Origin of the sequence: Planktothricoides sp. SR001 (assembly GCF_001276715.1) — a bacterium.
Classification (GTDB): domain Bacteria; phylum Cyanobacteriota; class Cyanobacteriia; order Cyanobacteriales; family Laspinemataceae; genus Planktothricoides; species Planktothricoides raciborskii.
Window position 1 is genome coordinate 1 of record NZ_LIUQ01000029.1, and the last position, 23895, is coordinate 23895.

Below are 23895 nucleotides of genomic sequence, written 5' to 3' on the forward strand. Positions count from 1 at the left end.
TTCCTCAGTGGCTTTTGGTTCCCCTGAAGCAACCGGCTCCCCGGTGACATCATCCCCCAACTCATCTGAGGCTGGTTCTTCCTCTGATGGGTCTGGAGTCGGGCTGGGTGTCGGTTCCGCTAAAGCAACCGGCTCCCCGGTGACATTATCGGTCAACTCATCGGCGGCTGGTTCTTGTAGTGGTTCGTCTGGGGATGGTGTGGGTTCCTCGGTGGCTGTTGGTTCTGATGGGGAAACCGGATTTTCCGTTAACTCATCAGAGGAAATTTCTTGATTATTATCATCAGAATCTTTGCCCGTGGATGAATTAGTTGTAGACATAATTAAGTTGCTCCAAAAATTTTCTTCAGATTTTCTTCATTGGCGGTGTTCAGTAAACAGGATGAATCAGAAGAATCACAAGTGCGATCTCCGATTTGGCGATCGCTATCTCGATCGCTATCTCATCGTGGCATGATGTTCGACTGCCGCGATCATCCGAATCTTTGACAATATATAGATTTTTTTTCAGCAATTCGGCTGTAGCTTAGACAAGTTTTGCCTCACCTTGAACCGATCAAATCAAGCCTCTCTGAACACTTGGTTTAACCAGCTTAACATTTTATCAGAAAAGTGACGACTTAAGAACTGGGGTTACAGGTGACTTAATTCTATAAGCTGAACAAATAGGTTCGCAACGAAGAACATCGCAAAAAGCTAAAAAGAAAAAATTTTGAGGCAGTCATCAAAGAAACCGGGTTTTTACCTTTTTTCCTGAGAAAATTAGCTTTCACATCCATAAAAAACCCGGTTTTTGACCCCTGGCAACTAGGCGGAAACAATATAGTTAGAATTCACCGCCGTGAGAATGCCAGAATTAACCAAAGCTTGACACACCATTGCCGCAACTTCAGCGCGAGTAGCATCGCGATTAGGATTTAATTCCGTTTTGTTAGGATAATTTACCACTAAACTTTTAACGGTTGCTGTGGCCACAATTCCTTGAGCATAATTTGGGATGCTATTTTTATCGGTGTATTTGTTCAAGGCCGAAGCATCACCCCCAGATAAACCCAATCCATTTACCAAAGAAAGCAAAACTTGAACTCGTTGGATATTTTGATTGGGGCGGAAACTATAGTCAGGAAAACCCGAAAGAAATCCCGCTTTGTAGGCTTTTTGAATCGCTGCATAACCCCAGAAATCCGGTGGCACATCCGGGAAGTTAACTCCGGCTCGTTTTTCCGGCGGGTTGATTGCTTTGGCAATTAAGGCAGCATAGTTGACCCGCGTCATCAGACCATCGGGGTTGAAGGTGCCATCGGGTAAGCCGTTGATTAAACCTTTGTTGTACAAACCCATAATAAACGGTTCCGCCCAGTGACCCCTGACATCACTGAACAAGCTGGGCAATATGCTGGTGGTTTTGACAATATAACTGGAGTTAATGGCGCTGGCTTGTCCTTGGGAAACTAAGGCTTGGTAAACAATTGCCGCCACTTCAGCCCGGGTAATCTCCCGCATGGGGTTGAGTTGAGTTAAGTTGGGATAGTTGACCACAATTTGTTTTTCTGTGGCAGTGGCAATTTCATCGGTGGCATAGCTGGGAATTTGGGCGCGATCGCGATAATATCCCAGATTATTCAAGTTACCGCCCACTAAACCCAAACCATTAATTAATGCCACCAATGCTTGCACGCGGGTTAACTTATCATTGGGTCGGAAAGTGCCATCGGGGAAACCGGACAAAAAGCCCATACGATTGGCTTTCGCGATCGCATCTTTCGCCCAAAAAGTCGCCGCCACATCCCGGAAATTCGTTGCTTCCCGGATCAAACTACGATTAAAAGCCTTAGCCAAAATAGCCGCATACTGAGCACGAGTTAAACCCTCATCGGGCTTAAACGTCCCATCGGGAAAACCCGTAATCATAGATTTTTGCACCATCCCCTGAATAAACGCCCCTGCCCAGTGATTCGCAATATCCGTTAACCCGCTTGGAGTGGGAGTGGGAGTGGGAGTGGGAGTGGGAGTGGGAGTGGGAGTGGGTGTGGGTGTGGGTGCGGGTGTGGGTGTGGGTGTGGGTGCGGGAGTGGGAGTGGGAGTGGGAGTGGGTGTGGGTGTGGGTGCGGGTTCTGGCAATGGCACCGCAGCAGTCTGAAATTCCACTTGACCTTTGACCCGTGTTGGCTGCAAATTATTGCCGACAGAAATAATAATTTCCGAACTGATACTTTCCAGATCGTAGCTGCCATTATTACTAAAAATATTGTTTCCCGGATCGCTGCTAGTCCCCAGATCCGGTTTTGCCTTAGCGATCGCAATCATCCCCACATCAGTATTTTTTTCAATCGTATTTTGCCGCAACACCGGACGAGATTCACCTTGAAGAATCACCCCCGTGCGATTTTCTGCCATCCGGTTGCCGACGATTAGCGGGGCAGATTGATCGGACAGATTAATCCCATACCCGGTTTTTTCCAAGACATTCTCGCGGATTTCTCCTTTGGCATTACCAATCAAAGAAATCCCATTGCCGGTGTTATTTCTAAATACGCTTTTTTCCACAATTGGCTTGGCGCTGCCAGCGACAAACACCCCTTCCCGGTTAGAGTCAATCAAGCTACAGTTGCTAATTTTCGGTGCGCCATTTTCAATCCAAACTGCTGTCCCGCGAGTTGATTTATTCGTCACGGTAACTCCTCGCAAATGCGCCCCATTGACCAACAAAATCGTTACACTTTGACTGGCCATCACCGGACTAATATATTGTCCCCCACCAGCGATCGCAATTCCACTCCCTTTCGTGGATTCATTGCCCAATAATGTCACCTGATCGGGAATGGTCAGGGGAAACTTTTCGCCGCTTGTCTCCGTATAGCTGCCGGAGGCCAGTTGCACGATATCACCGGCTGACGCTTTTTTCACCGCCTGGGTGATCGTTTTGAAAGGTGCTACTTGGCTACCATTATTAGCATCGTTGCCTGTGGATGAATTAACGTAGAGTGTGGGCATAATTAATAGGCTCCAAAAATTTTCTTCATCGGAGGTGAATAAACACACAGTTATCATTGATGAATAGAACGTATGTTTACTCTTTTCCGAAAACAACATCATCGGGGCATGGTGTTTGACTGCCGCAAAATTTCTGATGTTGCCATAGATATCGGTCTTTGCTTCAGCAATTCCGCTGTGGCTCAGACTTTTGCTTGGCCTGGGCGATGGCGCCTCCATTCTATCTGAGTCCCTTGCTTTACCAGCTTGACATTTTTTTTCCCAACTGGCGAGGGGGGTTGGGGGCTTATTTCACCGCGATGGCTGACCGTAATTTCGCGTATCGCGTAAATTATCCTAATTTCGCGTAAATTATCCTAATTTCGCGTAAATTATCCGAATTTAGCGTAAATTATCCGAATTTTGAGTAAATTATCCGAATTTTGAGTAAATTATCCGAATTTTGAGTAAATTATCCTAATTTCGCGTAAATTATCCGAATTTAGCGTAAATTATCCGAATTTTGAGTAAATTATCCGAATTTTGAGTAAATTATCCGAATTTTGAGTAAATTATCCGAATTTCGCGTAAATTATCCGAATTTTGAATAAATTATCTTAATTTCGCGTAAATTATCCGAATTTTGAGTAAATTATCTTAATTTCGCGTAAATTATCTTAATTTCGCGTAAATTATCTTAATTTCAGATAATTTGGAGGAGTTTGCGGTAATTTCTGGCCATCCCTGGGAAATTATATTGACCAATATCTGTCAATCTGGACGAAAATCATCTATCTCTACTTATCATCCAAACCTGCATCCAAACCTGCATCGAAACCTGTATTTAAAACAATGCCCCGATTATTTAAAGACAAGGAAATCACAAAATTTTTTAGCCTTATGAACCAATTGCCCATATTACCGATTCTGTTGGGAATTTTTTCCGGGCTACTCTGGGAAACAACACCAGCTAAGGCACAAACTATCGCGACATTGCCGGGAGAAATGATTGCCCGAAATGCCTCAACACCAGCTTACCCCAGTTTTAACAGTCAGCGATTAAATGAACAATTACTGTTCTACCAGCAAATGTTAGCCACATCTGGGCCGCCGGATATCCTGATTGTGGGCAGTTCCAGAGCACTTCAAGGAGTCGATCCGATCGCCTTGCAGCAAGGGTTAGCCCATCAAGGCTATCCGGGCTTAAAAATTTATAACTTTAGTGTCAATGGTGCCACAGCCCAAGTCATCGATCTGGTGGTGCGGAAAATTTTGCCTCAGAATCAGTTGCCCCGTTTGATTATCTTTGCTGATGGAGTCAGGGCATTTAATAGTGGTCGGGTCGATCGCACTTATGAGGCGATCGCTGCTTCCCAGGGCTATAAAATGTTGCTCAGTGGCATCAACCCTTTAGCCAATTCTGTCCCACCGCAACCCTTCTTTGCCAACGGGGGGGGACAACCCACAGACCGATCGAGAGAGTATGTCAATCTTGCTATGAATCGCCAGGATTCTGGCAATGTTTTGAGTACAGGATACCAAGCCGTAAACCACTGGTTTAACGCCGTCAGTACCGTTGTCACCGAGAACTATCACCGACAAAGAGAACGGGCTATTTGGTTTCCGGGGTTTGAACCCCCACCAATGCCCACCTTAGAAACCGCGATCGCCCAACAGTCCCCCAATCAAATGCAACCCACCGGCTTTTTCCCCATCACCAACCGCTACGATCCCACCACTTATTATCAGAATTTTCCTAGAGTTCCCGGTCGCTACGACGGTGACTATAGCAACTTCACCCTAGAAGGAGTACAAAAAGCCGCATTATCATCCCTGATTACCTACACCAAAGCCCAAGGCATTCCCTTTGTCTTCGTCAACCTGCCTTTAAACCAAGACTATTTAGCCGATCCGATCCGGCAATCCTCCGAACAGCAATTTCGGCAGATGATGGTTGCCCTTTCTCAACAGAGAGGATTTATTTTCCGCGACCTCGGTAATCAATGGCCCGCAGAACATGGGAATTTTGCTGACCCCAGTCATCTCAACCGCTACGGTGCTTTTGCCGTATCCTTGCAGTTAGCACAAGACCCAACAATTCCCTGGGCAAAAGCATTCCCATAATCGACCGACTGTGGTGCGATCCCCAGAAATTCCCCCGCACAGGAACACCCCAACCACCGTATTGAGAAATAAGATAGACTAATTAACTGAAATCTTTAGTCATTCATCTCATACAGGTGATCAACATGAACAAAATCCTCGGTTGCTGCCTCAAGCCAATTCGTAAGGCGATCGGACTTGGCTTTATCATCCTTGGCACCATTCCCGCATTACTCCTCCCAGGAATTGGCCTATTTTTGGGTCTGCCTTTCCTGATTATCGGTGGCGTTCTCGTGGGATGCTGCTAATCAGGTTGAATCGGTTCTCTGGGTTGGCAGCCAGTTGGCAGCCAAAAAACTCCGGGCAGCGCCGATCTAGTTTCGGTGAAATGGGATGAAGTGGCAGGGCGAGAAAGCTTTTCGCCCCTACAAACTCCCCTAAAATGCAACAAGCCTAGCCAAAGGTGGCTAGGCTTAATCAAATTCAAGAGACAAATTGCTTTCGGGTTTAAGGAACAAATAAAACGACGTTCCTATAGTAAAAGGTTTACAACTAGAGTTTACAAGATTTATCGCAGAGTCCTTTAGGTGGGCTGTTAATAACCTCCTGTATGAACCACAGACTTGCCTTTAATTTATGACGAAATGCCACGCCTATCTAGACAATCCGCTCTCAGATGGCTGACTACCGTTGATACCCTGTAGCAGCCAGGTGAAACCTGTTTTCTCTGAACTCTTGGTATCTATTATTAGATTAGCATACCTTTTTTCAAATGGCTAAAAACGTTACAAAACTTTACTAAATCAAAATTTCAGCAACCCCCAACCCCCAACCACCAACCCCCAACCCCCAACCCCCAACCCCCAACCCCCAACCACCAACCCCCAACCCCCCTTCGACCGCCATCGGGCTTGGGGGGCACCAACCACCAACTATTTTCGTTAGATGGACCTCCAGATTGACCTCAAGATAAAATCACTTGTTGGCGAATTTTATTTCCTTGTTTATTGATTTTCCGAGAATAAATGAATTTGGCAAAAAGGAACCAGCCGGACAGAGAAAATATTGCCGGAATGCCCACGCTTAATGCGTCGGATATTTTTTTATTTTTCAAGGACACAAACATCCAATGTAAGGCCATGTATCGTTTGATGCTCTCAAATGGATCTAATTTATTCTGATATAATGGACTAACGAGATTATAGATTTTTTCTTTAATCATAATATTGGTTTTTAAGCGGTCTTTAATGGCCAACTTGACATTTAATCCACCAGACCATAAGGTGCGATAAGCCAGATATTCATTAATAAAAACCGCATCCCCATATTGAGCAATTTTTAACCAAGAATCTATGTCATCATAGTTTAAATTAAACGCACTATCCCAGCCCCCGGATTTGAGAAAAGCTTCTCTTTGAAAAGCTACCTGTACCGGGGTGCCAAAGGGCACTTGATCCATTAGCATTCCATAGTGAATATCTTCTTGGGGGACATAGAAAGCTTTGCCGGGACCATTGGGTTGAGTCCTAAAGAGTTCTTGTTCATTTTCATTGACTTGAATCGCTTGACAAGAACAAATCACCGCTTGAGGACGTAGGGCGATCGCTTTGGTGAATTTTTCAATGCAATTCGGGGCAAGATAGTCATCATCATCTAACATTTTGATCCAATCTCCCGTTGCGGCTTTTACCCCAGCATTGACGGTTTCTGCATGACCCATATTCACGGGATTTCTATGATAAATAATGCGATCGCCCAGACTTGTCAGATACGCTTGAGTTTCATCGGTGGAACAATCATCAGCCACGACTAATTCACAAGGGACTGTTTGGGATAAAACTGATTCAACCGCCCGTCTTAATAAGGGTAAACGGTTATAGGTGGTGATGACGACAGTAAATTTAAGCATAAGGGAGTTTTCGATCAAATTTGGTATAAACGCCAACCGCTTAATCACTGATTGGGATTAAACCGGCAGCTATCTGTTATCTGTAAAATATTTTAACTTAATTCGGGTAAATCAGGTAAAACTATGATTCCTCTTAGCGATCGCTTTCCATCACGGCAACCCCTAGTCATCTGGGGTATCATTGGCATAAATTTAGCCCTATTTATGGGGGAACTTAACCTAGAGTTAAAGGGAACTTTGGGGGAATTTCTGACCACTTGGGGCATTGTCCCCTCGCGAATTCATGCGATCGCTACTGATGCCATGAGTAGCAATAACCCCGCCAATTGGGTAGCTTTAATTATTCTCCCGTTGGGGTCAATTTTCTTGAGTTTATTCCTCCATAGTAGTTTTAGTCAAATCCTGGGAAATATGCTATTTTTATGGGTATTTGGCAAAAGCTTAGAAGAAATTCTCGGTCATGGCCGCTTTCTGATATTTTATATTATATCTGGATTATTGACTGGGGTGGGACAGGCGCTAATTGACCCTACTTTAACAAATCCTTTAGTGGGGAGTAATGGCGCGATCGCGGCTATTTTAGGAGCCTATTTGCTCAGTTTTCCCAAAGCAAAAATAGAAAGTATCCTGCCCTTGGTGATTATTTTTATTCCCATAGAAATTCCGGCATTTTTTTATTTAAGCTGGTGGTTTGTCCAACAAATATTTTATGGCGTTGGTCGGCTAGAAATTGCTGTCACCATCAACCAATTTAGCTTGGCTTATTGGACTCATGGCTTAGGTTTACTCATTGGCGCCACTTTAATTCCCTTAATGGTCAAACGGAAACCCGCTACCGCAATTTATTAATTTATTAATTTATTAAAACCAGAAAAAACCATCCTTAAGTTGGAATTTTCTGGTGGCTAATCTGGTGGCTAATTTCTGGGCAATTAAAATAAAAGCAATTAAAATAAAGCCAGGGTTAACTTTTGGCGATATTCTAAAGTCAGAGGATTCTCGTTGCCTAAAATATCAAAAATTAACAAGATGGCTTTTCGCGCTCCATCATCTTTATATTTTCGGTCGCTTTCTACCACTGCTAAAAATAAGTCTAATGCCGCTTTATAGTGGCCTTCGATGGTAAAGCTTGCCCCTTGAGCAAAAGACCGATCTAAGTCGGTTTCCCCCGCATCACTGGCAGCAATTTGAAATTGAATTAAGGCCGCGATCGCTTTTCCTACGGGGACAAATTCTGGATTATTCTGGGGAAGATTGGCCAGTAATTCTTGGGCTGCTTCTATTTGATTGATGGAAATAAAATATTTAGCCGCATCTAAAGTTATTTTGGGATTATTGGGATATTTTTCTAGTAACTTTTGCCACATTTCTGGGGATGCTTCCCCGTCTTTGGTCAAAGTTCCAGAGGCGATCGCGGATAACTCATCATCCACCAGACGTTTAATATTACATTTGGCTAAAAGTTGTGTAAGTTGGGGTTCTGTTAGCACCCCGACAAAGCCATTAATTAGCTGACCTTGATAGATAATTTTAACATCGGGAACTCCCTCAATTTTTAAGGCTTGAGATAAATAAGGATTTTGGTCAATATCCACCTTAGCCACCACACAATCATATTCTTGCGCCACCTTTTCCAGCATCGGCTTTAACATTTGGCAAGGGCCGCACCAAGTGGCAAAAAAATCCACAATTACCGGAGTTTCATAGGATTTTTCTAATACTTCTTGCTCAAAGTCATGGTCATACACATCAATGGAATATCCCATTATTTTGCCTCTTAATTGATTCTAGACTGATTCTAGACTGATTTTATGGTCTTTTTCCCTGAGACGGGAATCACCACTGTTTCAGATACTATATGAGATGATACTACCTGAATATGATGGCGATCGCGATCGTCAAAATTCCATCATCTATGGGGTAGGTTACGGCGGAAACTAAATTTATTGCCCTCTTATGGATTCCCGCATTCGCGGGAATGACAGATGACCCCCGCATTCGGGGGAATGACCTTTGACGAATCCTAGGGGCGAATCGCGAATCGCCCCTAGGATAGAACCGGATGTAATATTAATGCCCTAATGTAATAATTGCTTTCCAGGCAAACTGGGGCAACACCAACATTCGGCGCCAACGCCAAGGTTCTTGATACAAACGATAAGCCCATTCCAAGTGTAACTTATGAGTCCACAAAGGTGCCCTAGCTTTCGTCCCCGCCCAAATATCAAAACTACCACCAACCCCGATCCAAATTGATTCGGGACAGAGGTGACGGTGTTCGGCAATCCAAAATTCTTGCCTGGGTACTCCCAACCCGACTAAAATCAATCGAGGTTGCAATTTTTGCAAATTAGCTAACAAATTTGCCTCGATTTCTGGAGTTAAATAACCATGTTCAGTCCCCGCTATTTTTAAATCTGGTAATTTTTGTTGCCAAGACTCTGCGGCTTTGGCTGAAATACCCGGTTTTGCCCCAAAGAAAAACACCGAACAACTATCTGATTGCTTGGCAGCAATTTCTATCATTGACTCTGCCAGTTCAATGCCGGGACAACGTTTCACTTTTAAGCCTCGCAGCCATAGATAAAATACAATACCGGCGCCGTCAGGAACCACTAATTCCGCTTGGCGAATAATATCCCCAAAAGCTGGATTTTCCTGGGCTTGCATCGAGATTTCTGGGTTCAGTGTCACCACATGAGTTCCCTTTTTTTGTTCACTTCGTTCCGTCAACCAGCCTACATAGTCGTCTAATAAGTGAACGGGTAAGCCGAATACAGAAGATTTTGTGGTTATTGCTGCTTGTGACATTTCTCAGAAGGTCTTGGTTTGGGTTGCCGATCTATTTTATAATAATACGGTAAAGCAGATTGACTTTTTTAGATTATTTTTTATATGTTTTCAACAGGGAAAAGTTCAGCCGCTTTTTTAATATCCTGATTTCCTAACTTGGGTTTTCCCACTTTTTTATAAGCCGAACCTCGAAAGTAGTAAGCTTCTCCTTTGTTAGCATCTTGTTTAATGATTTGGGTAAAATCCTCAATAGCTTGAGGATAATTTTTGTTTTGATAGTGAATCAGACCTCGCCAAAAAAATGTTTCAATTCAGGATTTTGGTAAATTGCTTCGTGATAATCTGTTAGGGCATTTTGGTAATTTTTTAACTGATAGTAAGCTTTCCCTCTGCCTAGATAAGCTTCAGCATAGACAGCATTAATCCGAATCGCTTGATTGTAATTCTGGATAGCGCTTTGGTAATCCTCACAGTTATAGGATTCGATACCTTTTTGATAATAATCTTGGGAACGTTTCACCGCACGAGCAATTAAAGGATTTTCTTGTTCTAAACCTTCTATAGACAATTTACCCTCGTTATATTGTTTATAATGTCTCGATCGTGTTTTAATTATCCATACACCTTTGGTGAGGTCTAACTTGTTAAGGGTTGTCTTAGCTCGTTCTAACTGATGTGCCGGAATAGCCTCAGTCCCAACTAACTGTAAAGAAGGTAACAAAATTTCAAACCAATCATCTTCTACCTCAAAAGGATCCAGTATTTGATCCTGTTCTAAATCACTTTTATATTGATTCAGTTTATCCGAAGCATATCGATAGTTCGACCATTCATAGGCTTGATTAGGATGCTTTGTTTTGCTTAAATAATGATCCACTACTCCTGAGAAAGGTTGAATGCAAGCATAAGCGCAAAAACCGTTAAATCCATCAGCTAATTGGTTTATACACTTTGTCCAATAAGTGTGATTTTTAAAGCTAATTTTTTTGAGATGAATATTTCCGGCTAACCAAGCATTTCCTGGCTGTCGCACTTTGGCATCAAAATCATCGGGTTCTGGCGGTCTTTGAAATCGCATCATAGTGACTATTTTTTTCCGATCACAATCTATTGAGTCAATGGACTATTTTTTTATTTTAACAGTCCATCGATCCCAAAACTCATCAATATCTGTCAACACTCTAAGCAATTCTTGGTGAATTTGCTCTTTAGTTTGCAAATTTTCTGGGAAAGTATCTAAACTTTCACCGCGCATCAAAGCGTTAGCAGCTTTAATCGCTATTTCTGCTTCACGAGAACGGGCTTGTTCTAGCCCGAAAATGGGTGAAGTTAACCAACCGACCGCATCTCCATGTTTTGCCCAAGGTAGTTCTCTGAGGGTGACATTGCTATTCTTTAATTCAAATAAGAAAAGTTGGTCTTGGTTCTCATCAAAATCAGGTTCTATTGAAGCGAGCACTAAAGGGGAATGAGTTGTGGCAATGATTTGAGTTTTCATGGTTGCTTGGAGGGCTTTGGGCACTGCCAAAAGCGCAGGCAAAATAGACCGCTGCCACTGGGGATGTAAATGGGCTTCTACTTCATCAATTAGCAAGACTAAGCGATCGCATGGATCTTGATTTTTGAAGTCCGATGCTTGCTGGTGTTCATACCATGTCCAAACTAATAAATAGGCGATCGCTAAAATGCGTTTAATTCCGGCTGAAGCATGGATGACAGGAACAGTTCCGTAGGGAAGTTCCAAAGTAGGAATATCTCTAACATCCTGGGTTGAAACCCTTGTCGGTTTTCCCGGTTTCATCCATTCATCTCGATGAGGTGCCAGCTTTTCTATGACCTGACATAAAACTCTAAACGGTGAGGTTTCATTTTGCTCCGGTTGGTTTTGCCAGCTAACCCAATCTCGCAGCAAACCATTACAGAGAACTTTACCATTTTCTTCTAGCCCATTCCAGAGTTGATCCGCAGTAAATTGATAAGCATCTAATCGATCGTTTATACTTGCATCTATTTCTTCATCGTCCCATTGTTCCCAATAATTCCGCGCCGTATCCCAAACCGAATATTCACCTTCGGTGCCGATATAAATGACCAAACCAGGGTGCGATCGCTTACCCCGAAATTTTGACCATTCTTGCCGCTGCCACTTAAATTTACTGGTTATCAGTTGTGCTGTGTCACTATCTATAACATTGTCCTGAATTAAATATTTTATTTCCGGTTCAAATCCTTTTTCTCTGCGAGGCAAAAGAGGTTTTTGTACCCAAGTTTCTGTTAAAGCTCTCCAAGTAATTTCTAACAAAAAAGTCTTACCGAGGCCATTATCCCCTGTAAATATATTGAGTCTGTCCGCTAACTCAATATCGAATTGCGGTGCAGGGCCGACATATTTTAGATGTAGTTCTTTGAGCATTTTTTCACCGGATGCAATAATTGCGGTTTCAAGTTGGACTTTAGTTATTGTTTGTTGGACGCGATCGCCTTGTCTAGTTTAGCTTATTTTCTGGCAATTTTTACCATTGATCCACAAGATTACAATAACTCAGAAAATTCGGCAGACAATTGAGGTGGTCTCGGTGCGTTACACTACGCTTCGCTGCGTTAACGCACCCTACCATGACTTCTAGCAGCAGAAACCGGGTTTCTTCAAGAAACCCGGTTTCTTGGTTGATTTGGGTGGAATTAGTTATGATAAATTTATCAAAATAATATAGATAATCTCAAGGAAAGAGCAATGCTGACTAAACAAGATTGGGAATGGTTAGCCACCGGATCGGAATATCAGATGGTTGTAACTATCCAGCAACTATTACAGGAGAATCAAGTTATGGAAGCAAGTGAAGGACTTTACGCATTAATTGAATCTATGGGAAAATCTAAAAGGTTAGCACTGAGAAGCCAATTAATTCGCTTAATGCTTCACATCATTAAATGGAAATGCCAACCGCAAAAACGCACTTCTAGCTGGGCGATTAGCATTTTGTCTTCCCGTCGAGAAATAGAGGATATTCAAGAAGAAGTTCCTAGGTTAAACAGAGATTTTATAGAGTCGATTTGGGATAAATTTTTTCAATCTGCCGTCAAAGAGGCTCAAATAGAAATGAGGAAATTTAAATGTGAGTTAACTTGCCTTTCTTGGTCAGAGGTTTTTGAAGATGAATATCTTTTATCTGGTGATGAAGATGATTAAATAGTGAATTGTAGGTTGGGTTAAGGAACGCAACCCAACATAAGAAAAAGGATTTTGTTGGGTTTCCTTTCGTCAACCCAACCTACGGGCTATAACTTTGTCTATTTGTAGGTTGGGTTAAGGAACGCAACCCAACATAAAAAAAGGATTTTGTTGGGTTTCCTATCGTCAACCCAACCTACGGGCTATATATTTATTTCAATTAAGATTAATACAAGTATGTAGGGGCGCAAGCATTGCGCCCCTACAGCAAATCAAGATATATTGTAGGGGCGCAATGCTTGCGCCCCTGATGTTTTGTCTCAAGCACAATTGAAATGACTATAACTATGTTGACGGGCGATCGCTCATCGAAGTCATGGTGCGAATTTTTTCCCTTATGGATAGATTAATCTAAATTAAAAGAACAGCTTAAATGTTTAGTAGCGAAAGACTGGAAATAAAAGATGAGTCTTACATATTTAGATTTTTTTAGTGGCGCCGGAGGCTGGGCTTGTGGTTTAGAAATGGCTGGCTTAAAACACGCTGGTTCTTATGAGATTAATGAGTCAGCTTGTAGAACCGCTGGCGCTAATTTAGGCAAGGCTGTATTTTGTGTAAATTTACGAAAATTTATCGACACTTTAGATGGCAAATATCCCCAACCAGACCTGATTGTCGGCAGTCCCCCCTGTCAAGGTTTCAGTAATGAGGGATATAAAAGAAAAGAAGACCCTCGCAATAGTCTAGTTTGGACTTACTTAGATATTGTGGAAAAACTTGCACCAAAAGTTTGGATATTTGAAAATGTTCCTGGATTTCAACGGTTATATAATGGTAGCTACTATGAAGAATTCACCGAACGGCTGAATTCCATGTCTTACTATTGGCATACTTTTTTACTTGATGCCAGTCAATACGGGGTTCCCCAAAAAAGAATTCGTTTTTTTGCGATCGCTGCTAAAGATTTTCAGCCAGAAAAACCTGAACCCACCCATTCAATCAACCGAGAAATCTACGGCACCGCAGAAGCAATTTCTCTTTGGGAAGCGATCGCCGATTTACCCAAAGTGGGAATTGGGGAAAAAGTGGGTATTTTTGATTATGATAAATTGCCGGAATGTGGCTATCAATCTTGGGTCAGAGAAGGAAGTCACCGATTAGAAAACCATACCACCCAAAAGCACAGTCAACGAGTCTTAGAAAAAATTAGTGCTGTGCCCATTGGAGGCGGTATGGAATCCTTGGTTGGTAAATATCAAGAGAATAAAGTTGCCTATTGTGGAGGATATCGTAGAGCACTGAAAGAACAGCCTTCTTATACAGCGTATTGGACGCGGGGGATGACTTCAATTCATCCCGAAGAAAATCGATTTTTGTCCCCTAGGGAATGTGCCCGGATCCAGTCATTTCCCGATCGCTTCATTTTTCACGGCACGACTATCGAAAACTATACCCAAATTTGCAATGCAGTTCCTCCCTTGGTTGCGAGAGCTTATGGGAGATATTTGTTAAAAGTATTGCTGGGTCAAGAAATTCCGGCAATTCCTTGGGACTGTAGTCACAAAACCTCAAATCAATTGGTGGCTTTATCCAAAAAAGAACAAAATCCGATTCAGCTTCGGTTGCCTATTTAGCCACTGATGACGGTTTTTTCCAACTTTTATCTAGTCCATATAGGAGAGACTACGCTTGACGGAACCATCGCTATATAATTCCATTGGCACCAGTTCGGTTTTGCCATATTTTTTGAGCTTGGAATAGACGATTTTCACAAAAGATGGTTGTTTTTTATTGGTAATATTAGACATAAAAGTTACCTCTGGGATAATTTATCTGGCAATAGCATCCCGGTTCTGACTAATTTATGGAAAAAAATTTTTAGGTTATGGTTATCTAATGTGCTTTCTATCGATATAAAGAAGGGTTTTTTGACTTTTTGGGCTTTATAGCATCTATGAAAACACAATTTATGAAAACCATGTTGCCAATTTGGCAGAAATTGGCAGAAAATAGAGACTGATTGACTCACACCGGGCTTACTTTGTCATTAAAGTTTGACAATTAAGCCAAACATTTCCTCGGTTGAGATTTGCGGCACCGGGAAAGCTAAGATTTTGCTATTTGATGACACGATTTTCAGCCCCGCACCAACTGCTCAGGATAATTTTGACTTTTTCCAGGATTTTTTAGATTTTTGTATCAACTCAGACTGAATCGGCTAACGGTTAGGTTTTCTCAACCAGATTTACTGAGGATGAATCGGGGTTTCCCTAAATTATTTGGCTGAAAAAAAAGCGATCGCGGTTGGCGGAAGATTAACGACCCAACCTTGCTATAATCCATGCTGAAATCATCGGAAATGATTAATGGTTGATTCATTAATATGTCCAAAATCACCAATCAGACTAAAACGCCCTTAGAGACTTACTACAAACAAATTCACACGGTGATTCTCTCTCGGCAAAACCCCATTACCGGATTATTGCCCGCGTCCACTGCGGTAAATGCTCACGGTGACTATACCGATGCCTGGGTGCGAGACAATGTATATAGTATTCTCGCGGTTTGGGCTTTGGCTTTGGCTTATCGGAAAATTGATGCCTTTGACCAGCGCACTTTTGAACTAGAACATAGCACGATTAAGCTGATGCGCGGGTTACTTTATTCTATGATGCGTCAAGCGGATAAAGTGGAAAAATTTAAGCGCACTCAATCGCCCTTGGATGCGTTACACGCCAAATATGATACGAAAACCGGCGATACTGTCGTGGGGGATGACCAGTGGGGGCATTTACAACTAGATGCTACCTCGATTTTTGTGCTGATGTTGGCCCAAATGACTGCTTCCGGTTTGACGATTATCTATAGTCAGGATGAAGTTAACTTTATCCAAAATTTGGTTTATTACATTAGTCGCACTTACCGGACTCCCGATTATGGGATTTGGGAACGCGGTAATAAGATTAATCATGGCGACCCCGAACTGAATGCGAGTTCGATCGGTATGGCGAAAGCGGCTTTGGAAGCTATTAATGGGTTAAATTTGTTTGGGGTACGCGGTGGCCCTGCGTCGGTGATTCACGTTTTGCCCGATGAAATTGCCCATTGTCGGATTACCTTAGAATCCCTGTTGCCCAGAGAGTCGAGCTCTAAGGAAGTGGATGCGGCGATTTTGAGCATTATCGGCTTTCCGGCTTTTGCGATCGCAGACCAAGAATTAGTCGATCGCACCCGTAAGACGATTATCGACAAACTCCAAGGGCGATATGGTTGTAAGCGGTTTCTGCGGGACGGCCATCAAACGGTTTTGGAAGATACCAGCCGCTTGCATTATGAACCCTGGGAACTGAAACAGTTTGAACATATTGAATGCGAATGGCCGCTATTTTTTACTTATTTATATCTTGATGGGCTATTTCGCCAAGATGCTCAACAAATTGCCGAATATCGCGATCGCCTAGAATCTATCCTGGTGGAACAAAATGGCTGGGGCTTATTGCCAGAGTTGTACTATGTCCCGGAAGAGGCGATCGAAGCGGAACGGCAAAACCCCCACAGTCAAACCCGCAAACCCAATGAAAATATCCCCCTAGTTTGGGCGCAAAGCTTATATCTGGTCGGTCAACTCCTGGACGACGGCTGGATCGCTTTGGGAGATATTGACCCCCTCGGTCGTCACCGGCAACCCCACTATCTCAAAGGACAGCGGCAACAACCCGTGGTGCAAATTGCCCTGTTAGCAGAAGATGAAGAGTTACAAGGGAAACTCGCTACCTACGGCATTGCCACCCAAACCCCCGGTCAAATTGCCCCCATGCAAGTCAGACAAGCCCGCGAACTGGCTACAGTTTATAAAGAAATTGGCTTGAATAAAAAATTAGGGCTCACCGGCAGACCCATGCGACGGTTGCGGAGTTTGATGACTTCCCGCATTTTCCGCATTTGCGGCGAAGTGATGGTATTTTTGCCCGCATTTTTGGATCAGCAGGAGTTCTATCAAACTCTCGATTATCATTTTTTGGTGGCATATATTAAGAGTGAATTAGCCTATATCGATCGCCATTGGCGGGGTTTAGGCCGACCTACGATGACCCTATTGCTAACTCATACGATGTTAGAACCTTCGGGGGCGAATTCAGAAATTTTGCCGCCTTTATTAGAGTTGATGCAGGAATTTCGCGAAGGGAAATGTGGGGATGTCAAGGTAAAACTTGGTTCATTAAATGAATTTATGCTCACTTCCGCGATCGAACGGATTGATTTCCTGCGAGAAGTGAAATTTCCCCAAGCCCCGGTACGCAATGCGGAATCTTTATTAGTGCGCGGTTCTAGTCAGAAACGCTACTTATGGAACAAGCCGAAAAAAAATCGCGCCCTCAGCAATATTCAGGAGTTTTCCTTAGAATGTGAGACGGATCTAAAATTATTAATCGCCAAACTCAGAGAGTCAGAAAACCTCTATGAACAAGTGGAGTTATTACATATCCTGACTCGCTTAGAAGGGTTAGAATTTGATACAGGAATTGGCGGCCCTGGAGAACCAGTCCGAGTTAGAACTTTACTGGATCAAGTATATGCCCAAGCGTCTCAATTGAGGTTATGGGCAGTGGTGCGCTATGCCGCTGGTTTGCTGAATAAAGTAGATATTAGTTTGTCTGATGCGGTGACGGATATTTTAGTCCGACAAAAACAAATTACTGTGGGTCGGGCTTATTCTAGCGGGTCGTTGATTAATCGCCCTATGTCCCAGCAAAAGATTATGCAAAAAATTCGCGAGTTCTGTCGGGAAGATATCCGCGATCGCGCCTTAACTCAGGAAATTTTAATTTATCTGAGTACATTAATTAAATCCGATCCAAAACTGCTGAAAGGCTTTGTCACCTTGCGCGTCGGTTATTTAATTCTCCTGTTAGTTAGCGAACTGGCATTAGAGTTAAATCTGACTCAAGATGAAGCTTATGAAGCCTTGATGAAATTATCTCCTTTTGAGATTAAAACTCGCTTGCGTCAAGTCCTGGAAGAATATGCGGGCATGAATCAAGTGTTGCAACGACAAGAGTCGATTGCTTTGCGGAAACAAGCCAAAGAAATTGATTGGGTGGTCTTGTCTGGGGAGAAAAAAGAACCGGAAAAACCCAAAGAAGGTTGGCGACGCAAACGTCAATTAGATGGTTCTTTAAACCGCATGATACCGGATTTTTATCCCCGGGTTTGGAAGTTGATGCAACATTGCAAAGGCTTGGTGATTGGGGATAAGCTGGAACGGCGCAATCGCTTGGATAGTGAGTTAATTTTGTCAGAAATGACCCAAGGAGAGAAGAATTTTGATCTGAAAGTTGAGCATTTACTGAATAAGATTGATGCGCCGGAATACCGTCAGCTTAATGTGGAAGCATTGATCGAGTTGTCCAATATCTGCGATCGCAACCCAGAATTACAAATTGAGCAATATTTAGTGCTCGATGTAATTATCGGTCACGCAGTGCGTCAAGGGTGGTTAGAAAAGTATCCCGAACGGGCGGATAAATATGATGAAGACAAGCAAAAAGCCTGGGATAAATTTTATGACACTTCCCCTTATGTTTGCGCGGGATATATTGTCAAAGCTTTCCGCTTCTTAACGGAAGTTGGCGAAGATTTAACCGCTGCTTAGGTTGGGAATGACAATATAAACCGGGTTTTTGCGGTTTTGCCGGAATTGGTTACAGGAATTTTCTATTGGCTGAAGCACAAATCTAGGTAAGGGCGAAGCATTCCGGTCATAAATTTCTGTGTTAATTCACAAATAAGTAGGTGGGCAGAAATCAATGCAGACCATAACAGAAGAAAAACTGTCATTCCCGCGAAGGCGGGAATCCAAGGATTTGCGGTGGGGAACGATGCAATTAATTATGTTCACCTACTTATCTGCCGGTAGGTAAGGGCGAAGCATTCCGGTCATAAATTTCTGTGTTAATTCACAAATATCTGCCGGAATGCTTCGCCCCTACAAAAGCGCTTTATTAATTGTAAAAAAATCGGATTTTGTTAGTCTCTTATACCGAAAGAGGAGATAAAATTAGACTGATTAGCGCTAGACAAGCTACCAAACAAGAAATCAAAGCTTATCAAGAGGGTTAAAATCATGGAAGATGAATTGAGAGATGAATATGACTTAAAAAGGTTAAAAGTTAGAAAAATGGGAGTCAATCGGAAAAAGTTTGGCGATACAATTATTAAGCTAGATGCAGATGTGGCTGATTTTTTTCCCAACGCTGAATCGGTGAATGAAGCTTTAAGGTTTTTGATTAGAATTGCTCAGGATAATCCTAAAGTTTAGGCGATCGCCTCTCATTATCACAAACCCAGAAACCAAGAAACCGGGTTTCTGGGACAATTTTGGTGACAAAGCCGAGAAATGAAAAAGAAACCCGGTTTCTTCTCTGTCTCATTAACAGACATCAGAAACCGGGTTTAATCTGATAGTTTCTCCAGGGGACTTGATTCTTGTACCCAAAGGTTAAAAATCATCGCTTTTAAACATTATCCCATTTCATCAGCGATCGCACTTCCAACTCGAATAAAGAGCGATCGCATCTCAACTGCCGAAAAAATATCCACTAATTACCATTTAGAAGGATTATTAGGATGTAATTGATCATTTTCCCAAGATAAATGATTATTTTGGACATATTCTCTAATTCTTTCTAAAGATTCATCATTTCTAATAATATGATCGTAATAATTACGTTGCCAAACTGGAGTTTTAGGTGTATTACGAATAATATTAATTTTCTTAGTTGTTGCTGATTTAAAACCTGCTATTAGTGATGATAATGATTTAGGTGTCATTGATATTTGTTGTGGTGATGATTGAATTTCCTGTAGGGGCGAACGGCCGTTCGCCCCTACATCATTTGTATGAACATGATTATAATTGTTATTTGTCTGATTAATAATAACAATTCCATGAAAATGATTCGGCATAATTACAAATTCACCTAATTTTATCTCTTTTCTAATCTCTGCTGATTTTAACCATTCTTTTTTTACTAATTCACCAAAATTATTTAAGATAATTTGACTATTAATGATATCTCCGAATAAACATTCACGTTGATAACAACAAATTGTAATGAAATAAAAACCGGATTGAGAATAATCATAGCCTTTAAGTCGAATTGATTGACGTTTATGTATATCAGGATTGTAGGTCATAAGATTAATTTTAGATGTATCTTTTTATATGATATTAGTTTACATTATTATCTTAGGGGTGATCGTTCACCCCTAAGATAATTAAATTATATTAAAAAATTGCCATAAATAAAATTCTTTTCTGAAACAAATCTAATAATTTTTTATAATCTTGACTAATTTTTACATTATCTTTTAGGGATTTACTTTTGTTGTCATTAGAAAAACAGTTTTTGGTTTTATCAAATATTATTGTTTCCAAACTTGACCATAATGATTCATTTATAAATGACATTGAATTATTGTTTTTATCAAAAATATACTGATATTTATGATCCAATTTTTGATCGATTTTTTCTAGTTCACGTAAATAGATACTCAAATAATCTAACTCAACATTATTAAAATATTTTTCTACATATTCTTGAGCTTTTGTTTCTGTTCCTTGAAATAATTTTTTTAAAGATTCATAAAGATTTTCTGAGGGAAAAGGAATAGTTTCACCATCAAATTCTGAAAGAAACATATCAGAATATATTTTTATAGTGTAAAATTGAATTTCTTGTGACATTTTTTTATACTTTCCATACTTGTTTAATGTAATCAACAAGTGATTTCATATCACTTAGTTTTGATAAATTTTGAATTAATTTTTGTACTTGTTCTCTATCATAATAGTTAATATCAACCTCCCCTTGATAAGCTTGCTTAAATCTTTCTAGTTCTTGTCTAGTTGTATTAGTTATTAAATTTACAGGAAAAACATAATAATAACCACTAGGCTTTCCTTCTCTTTCCCATCTTGTTTCAACACTTTTAATTGCTGTTTTTAAATAATTTAAATCAATCTCACCACTGGAATGGTGAGAAGATTTGCATTCCCAAATATAATTACCTTGTTTAAATACTTTTGATTCCATAATATTTAACCTTTTAAGTATTACTCAATAAAAATCAATTGTTTACGCAATTTTTCTGTAATGAGCGTTAACAGTATAAGTATTACCTGTTTTACTTACTCTTGTATGTTCTTTAACAACTGTAATTTTTCCATCTAATAAATCTTTCATTAAATTATTAGCTTTTTCTGAAAGAATCACAAAATCTGCACATGGTTCATTATCACGCAAATCATCTTTATAATCTACACCCGGAATCATGCCAAAATCTTGCATCAAATCCTTGACTAGAGACTTAAAATTAGCATCTACTACTTTTCCTTTTTCTGTGTCTGTCAGTCTTAGAAATTCAGGAATGGATTGGAGTGCTTGAGAAAAGGCATTTTTGACTGATTCGATAGACTGTTTTAAGTTAAACATAGATTTGGTTACAAATTAAATTGATATTTTATTAAAACACACTACAATAGCATCAAGCAATCATATTTAATAATTCTTAATAATTTTTAAGATACTGAATCCAACAAATTAAGTTTATCTATAACTTTAACCTATTTCCCGATCCCATTAAAATACCTGTAGGGGTGAACGGCCGTTCACCCCTACCCAACCATTAAACCATAAAATAGCATAACACAAACTATGAGAAAAGAACAAACCTAGATGTTACAAGAATGCCTTCAACACACAGAGGAAAGTGCAAAATTAGACATACCTCCCCTACCCTTAAACGCTCAACAAACCTCGCAACTGTCCGAATTACTGCAAAATTCCCGCCAAAAGGGTAAGCAGAAACCCTCATGCTCTTGCTCAGGAACATAATTCACCCCGGAGTTGACGAATCGGCATATATTCAAGGATGGCATTGCTGACTATATTACCTGAAGCATGAAGGGATAATGGCTCATTTAATGGCTCATTTAATGGCTCATTTGGCTCATGTAATGGCTCATTTGGCTCACTTGGCTGAGTTATTCTCTGTTAGAATAAATGCTAATTTAGTTGATGGTGGTGATTTCAGATGGCAGGTTTGCTTCGGGCGTCTGAAGAAGGTCTGAGAATCGTTAATTTAGCCAGACGTAATCCGGGCTGGAATAAAACATCTGAACTTTGGTGTCAGGCGGCGTTGACTTCACAAGCAACTCTAAAGCGGTTTTGGCGACGGCAGCCAATTCGCCGAGAAACATTTATCGATATTTGCAAGGCGGTGGGGATTGATAATTGGGAAGATATTGTCGATCGCGATATTGAATCAAGTAAATCCCTATTAGATAAGGCGATCGCAGATTTACCCGCACCAGGAGATCCCGATCGCACCTTTGACTTGCCAGACAACTTGCCCCCCGTGCGAAATTGGGTGGGTCGCCATCAAGAACTAGAAACATTAAAATCACTGATTCTCGATCGCCCCCAAGATAGCGGCATCGAAAAAATTCCCCTCACAGCGGTTTCTCTTGTGGGGTTAACGGGGATCGGCAAAACCACTTTAGCCAGTCAATTTGTGCGAGAACTGCAAAGGGAAAATACCCGGTTTGTAGCGATCGCCTGGGAATCGCTTAATTCCGTCATCAATGGGGCGACTCCCTTCGATCGCACCATCAATTCTTTGTTGCTAAAATTATCTAATCAAGAACCATCGGATCGGCAGCCTCTGGAAGAAGATTATCTAAAAAAAACCGAAAAACTGATTCAATTGCTAAAGCAAAAACCCTGCTTGCTACTGTTTGACCAAGTAGAGACAATTCTCGTCCCAGAGGTAGCGGAAAAAGCGGGATATTTTGCCGAAAAGTATCGGGAATATGCTTGGTTATTCAAACAAATATTGGCAACGGAACATCAAAGCAAAGTGATTTTTATCAGCCGCGAAAGTTTCGCCGAGTTATCGCCCACTGTTAGCCGAGAAGTTGCCTTAAAGGGATTAGATGCAGAAGCCGCGATCGCCTTGTTACAGTCTTTTAATTTAACCGACTCAGCTTCGGAGCAATTAGAATTGGTAGAACGGTATCAAGGACACCCTAAAGCCTTAGAACTGGTTGCAGCTTTAATTCGCGATGATGATGAGTTTCGCGGAAATGTGGGCAAATTTTTACAAGATCGAGATTGGTTACTCACAGTAGAAATTGAAAGTTTCATCGAGCAACAAATGTCTCGGTTAAGTGACTTAGAGCGAATTTGTTTAACCCGCATTTCTGTTTATGAAGCCCCCGACTATCCCCTCTCTTGTGGGGCAATTCAGGCTCAAATGCCAGAAATTAATATGTATGAATTGAAAGAAAAAGTTATTCGGGCATTGAAACGCCGCCAATTGCTATATTATAACTCTAACCTTAACTCTTTCTATCTCCATCCGCTGTTCCAAGAAAAAGCGGCAATTCTCTTAAAGCAAAATCCAGAAAATTTCCGGTCAGCCCACCGGCAAGCCTATGGCTATTTTAGCATAAAATTGAACTTTTCTGAAACCCCGTTAAATTTAAATTCTCTAGAAGGGCAAACCCTGGAATATCTCAAAACAATCTTGCGATCGCATTATCATGCCTCTGCCGCTGAAGATAGGGAAACTGCCCAACAGTTGATTGCCCAATTTGCTCATATTTTGCAATCTTGCCCGCCTCAATTTAAATCCACTATCCAAGATTACCTCGATCGCTCTAATTTTGTGGGTGATAATTTACCGTTTCCTATTTTAACTGAAGGAGAGGCGATCGAGGAAAACCAAGAAACCGGGTTTCTGAGATAACTTTTGCAACTTTACCCAAGATTTGAAAAAGAAACCCGGTTTCTATACCCCACGCAAGCAACCAAGAAACCGGGTTTCTGGGACAATTTGGTTGACAAAACCGAGAGATGAAAAAGAAACCCGGTTTCTGAAC

General features: G+C 41.3%; 24 protein-coding genes. 11 read left to right on the forward strand and 13 right to left on the reverse strand.

The genetic code is table 11. The annotated features are described in order from the left end of the window. The coding region (locus AM228_RS17025; RefSeq protein ID WP_197285332.1) for a hypothetical protein at positions 1-321 on the reverse strand (321 nt) is incomplete at its 3' end. Positions 322-366: 45 nt separating this feature from the next. Here AM228_RS17025 and AM228_RS36250 point away from each other — a divergent pair. Beyond that, positions 367-489, forward strand: coding sequence for a hypothetical protein (locus tag AM228_RS36250; protein ID WP_255353216.1), 123 nt, complete (start codon positions 367-369; stop codon positions 487-489). A 318-nt stretch (positions 490-807) separates the two neighbouring features. On the opposite strand, the gene AM228_RS17030 is transcribed toward AM228_RS36250, so the two are convergent. After that, positions 808-2994, reverse strand: coding sequence for an S-layer homology domain-containing protein (locus AM228_RS17030; RefSeq protein ID WP_054467510.1), 2187 nt, complete (start codon positions 2992-2994; stop codon positions 808-810). Between the two features lie 879 nt (positions 2995-3873). Between AM228_RS17030 and AM228_RS17035 the strand changes: the two genes are divergently transcribed. Further along, complete coding sequence (locus AM228_RS17035; RefSeq protein ID WP_156331854.1) at positions 3874-5097, forward strand: hypothetical protein; 1224 nt, start codon at positions 3874-3876, stop codon at positions 5095-5097. Positions 5098-5222: 125 nt separating this feature from the next. Continuing rightward, complete coding sequence (locus tag AM228_RS34335) at positions 5223-5384, forward strand: hypothetical protein (protein ID WP_190880044.1); 162 nt, start codon at positions 5223-5225, stop codon at positions 5382-5384. Between the two features lie 656 nt (positions 5385-6040). Here the strand turns inward: AM228_RS34335 and AM228_RS17040 are convergent. Beyond that, complete coding sequence (locus tag AM228_RS17040) at positions 6041-6985, reverse strand: glycosyltransferase family 2 protein (protein ID WP_054467402.1); 945 nt, start codon at positions 6983-6985, stop codon at positions 6041-6043. Between the two features lie 123 nt (positions 6986-7108). Here AM228_RS17040 and AM228_RS17045 point away from each other — a divergent pair, with 123 nt between their 5' ends. Continuing rightward, positions 7109-7834 carry a rhomboid family intramembrane serine protease gene (locus tag AM228_RS17045; RefSeq protein ID WP_054467403.1) on the forward strand — a complete coding sequence of 242 codons (726 nt, stop codon included), beginning with the start codon at positions 7109-7111 and terminating at the stop codon, positions 7832-7834. 98 nt (positions 7835-7932) lie between these two features. On the opposite strand, the gene AM228_RS17050 is transcribed toward AM228_RS17045, so the two are convergent. The 5 genes from AM228_RS17050 to AM228_RS17065 form a co-directional block, all read right to left on the reverse strand. Continuing rightward, positions 7933-8751, reverse strand: a complete 819-nt coding sequence (locus AM228_RS17050; protein ID WP_054467405.1) for a tetratricopeptide repeat protein — start codon at positions 8749-8751, stop codon at positions 7933-7935. 304 nt (positions 8752-9055) lie between these two features. Next, a complete protein-coding gene (locus tag AM228_RS17055) occupies positions 9056-9796 on the reverse strand; it encodes a WecB/TagA/CpsF family glycosyltransferase (RefSeq protein WP_054467408.1) in 741 nt (246 codons plus the stop codon). Between the two features lie 80 nt (positions 9797-9876). Next, positions 9877-10089, reverse strand: coding sequence for a tetratricopeptide repeat protein (locus AM228_RS36850; RefSeq protein ID WP_156331860.1), 213 nt, complete (start codon positions 10087-10089; stop codon positions 9877-9879). Continuing rightward, entirely contained in the window at positions 10062-10859 is a 798-nt protein-coding gene (locus AM228_RS17060; protein ID WP_072160810.1) for a tetratricopeptide repeat protein, read from the reverse strand. Before AM228_RS17060 ends, AM228_RS36850 begins: the two co-directional genes overlap by 28 nt. Before the next feature lie 42 nt (positions 10860-10901). Continuing rightward, entirely contained in the window at positions 10902-12191 is a 1290-nt protein-coding gene (locus AM228_RS17065) for an AAA family ATPase (RefSeq protein WP_054467410.1), read from the reverse strand. Between the two features lie 321 nt (positions 12192-12512). Between AM228_RS17065 and AM228_RS17070 the strand changes: the two genes are divergently transcribed. Then, positions 12513-12968, forward strand: a complete 456-nt coding sequence (locus tag AM228_RS17070) for a DUF29 domain-containing protein (RefSeq protein ID WP_054467412.1) — start codon at positions 12513-12515, stop codon at positions 12966-12968. Positions 12969-13414: 446 nt separating this feature from the next. After that, on the forward strand, positions 13415-14584 hold the full coding sequence (locus AM228_RS17075; protein ID WP_054467414.1) for a DNA cytosine methyltransferase: 1170 nt from the start codon (positions 13415-13417) through the stop codon (positions 14582-14584). Positions 14585-14614: 30 nt separating this feature from the next. Here AM228_RS17075 and AM228_RS34340 read toward each other — a convergent pair whose 3' ends face one another. Then, positions 14615-14758, reverse strand: coding sequence for a hypothetical protein (locus AM228_RS34340; protein ID WP_190880033.1), 144 nt, complete (start codon positions 14756-14758; stop codon positions 14615-14617). A 575-nt stretch (positions 14759-15333) separates the two neighbouring features. Between AM228_RS34340 and AM228_RS17080 the strand changes: the two genes are divergently transcribed. The 3 genes from AM228_RS17080 (at position 15334) to AM228_RS17085 (ending at position 19269) form a co-directional block, all read left to right on the forward strand. Continuing rightward, on the forward strand, positions 15334-18603 hold the full coding sequence (locus tag AM228_RS17080) for a glycoside hydrolase family 15 protein (protein WP_054467416.1): 3270 nt from the start codon (positions 15334-15336) through the stop codon (positions 18601-18603). 371 nt (positions 18604-18974) lie between these two features. Further along, positions 18975-19070, forward strand: coding sequence for a BrnT family toxin (locus AM228_RS29800; RefSeq protein ID WP_199317451.1), 96 nt, complete (start codon positions 18975-18977; stop codon positions 19068-19070). A 4-nt stretch (positions 19071-19074) separates the two neighbouring features. Next, on the forward strand, positions 19075-19269 hold the full coding sequence (locus AM228_RS17085) for a hypothetical protein (RefSeq protein ID WP_082348923.1): 195 nt from the start codon (positions 19075-19077) through the stop codon (positions 19267-19269). 284 nt (positions 19270-19553) lie between these two features. Here AM228_RS17085 and AM228_RS17090 read toward each other — a convergent pair whose 3' ends face one another. The 4 genes from AM228_RS17090 to AM228_RS17105 form a co-directional block, all read right to left on the reverse strand. Beyond that, positions 19554-20147: a transposase gene (locus AM228_RS17090; protein ID WP_054467420.1), complete on the reverse strand. Its 594-nt coding sequence runs from the start codon at positions 20145-20147 to the stop codon at positions 19554-19556. Positions 20148-20238: 91 nt separating this feature from the next. Beyond that, positions 20239-20697 (reverse strand): hypothetical protein, encoded by a 459-nt coding sequence (locus AM228_RS17095; protein ID WP_156331855.1) that lies wholly within the window; start codon positions 20695-20697, stop codon positions 20239-20241. A gap of 4 nt (positions 20698-20701) precedes the next feature. Continuing rightward, the gene (locus tag AM228_RS17100; protein WP_054467423.1) at positions 20702-21046 is read right to left on the reverse strand and encodes a hypothetical protein; all 345 of its coding nucleotides are present in this window, start codon (positions 21044-21046) and stop codon (positions 20702-20704) included. 42 nt (positions 21047-21088) lie between these two features. Next, a complete protein-coding gene (locus tag AM228_RS17105) occupies positions 21089-21445 on the reverse strand; it encodes a hypothetical protein (RefSeq protein ID WP_054467424.1) in 357 nt (118 codons plus the stop codon). A gap of 243 nt (positions 21446-21688) precedes the next feature. Between AM228_RS17105 and AM228_RS31045 the strand changes: the two genes are divergently transcribed. Beyond that, positions 21689-21847, forward strand: a complete 159-nt coding sequence (locus tag AM228_RS31045) for a hypothetical protein (protein WP_231636837.1) — start codon at positions 21689-21691, stop codon at positions 21845-21847. Between the two features lie 199 nt (positions 21848-22046). Further along, the gene (locus AM228_RS17110) at positions 22047-23762 is read left to right on the forward strand and encodes an NB-ARC domain-containing protein (protein ID WP_054467427.1); all 1716 of its coding nucleotides are present in this window, start codon (positions 22047-22049) and stop codon (positions 23760-23762) included. Positions 23763-23895: the final 133 nt, after the last annotated feature.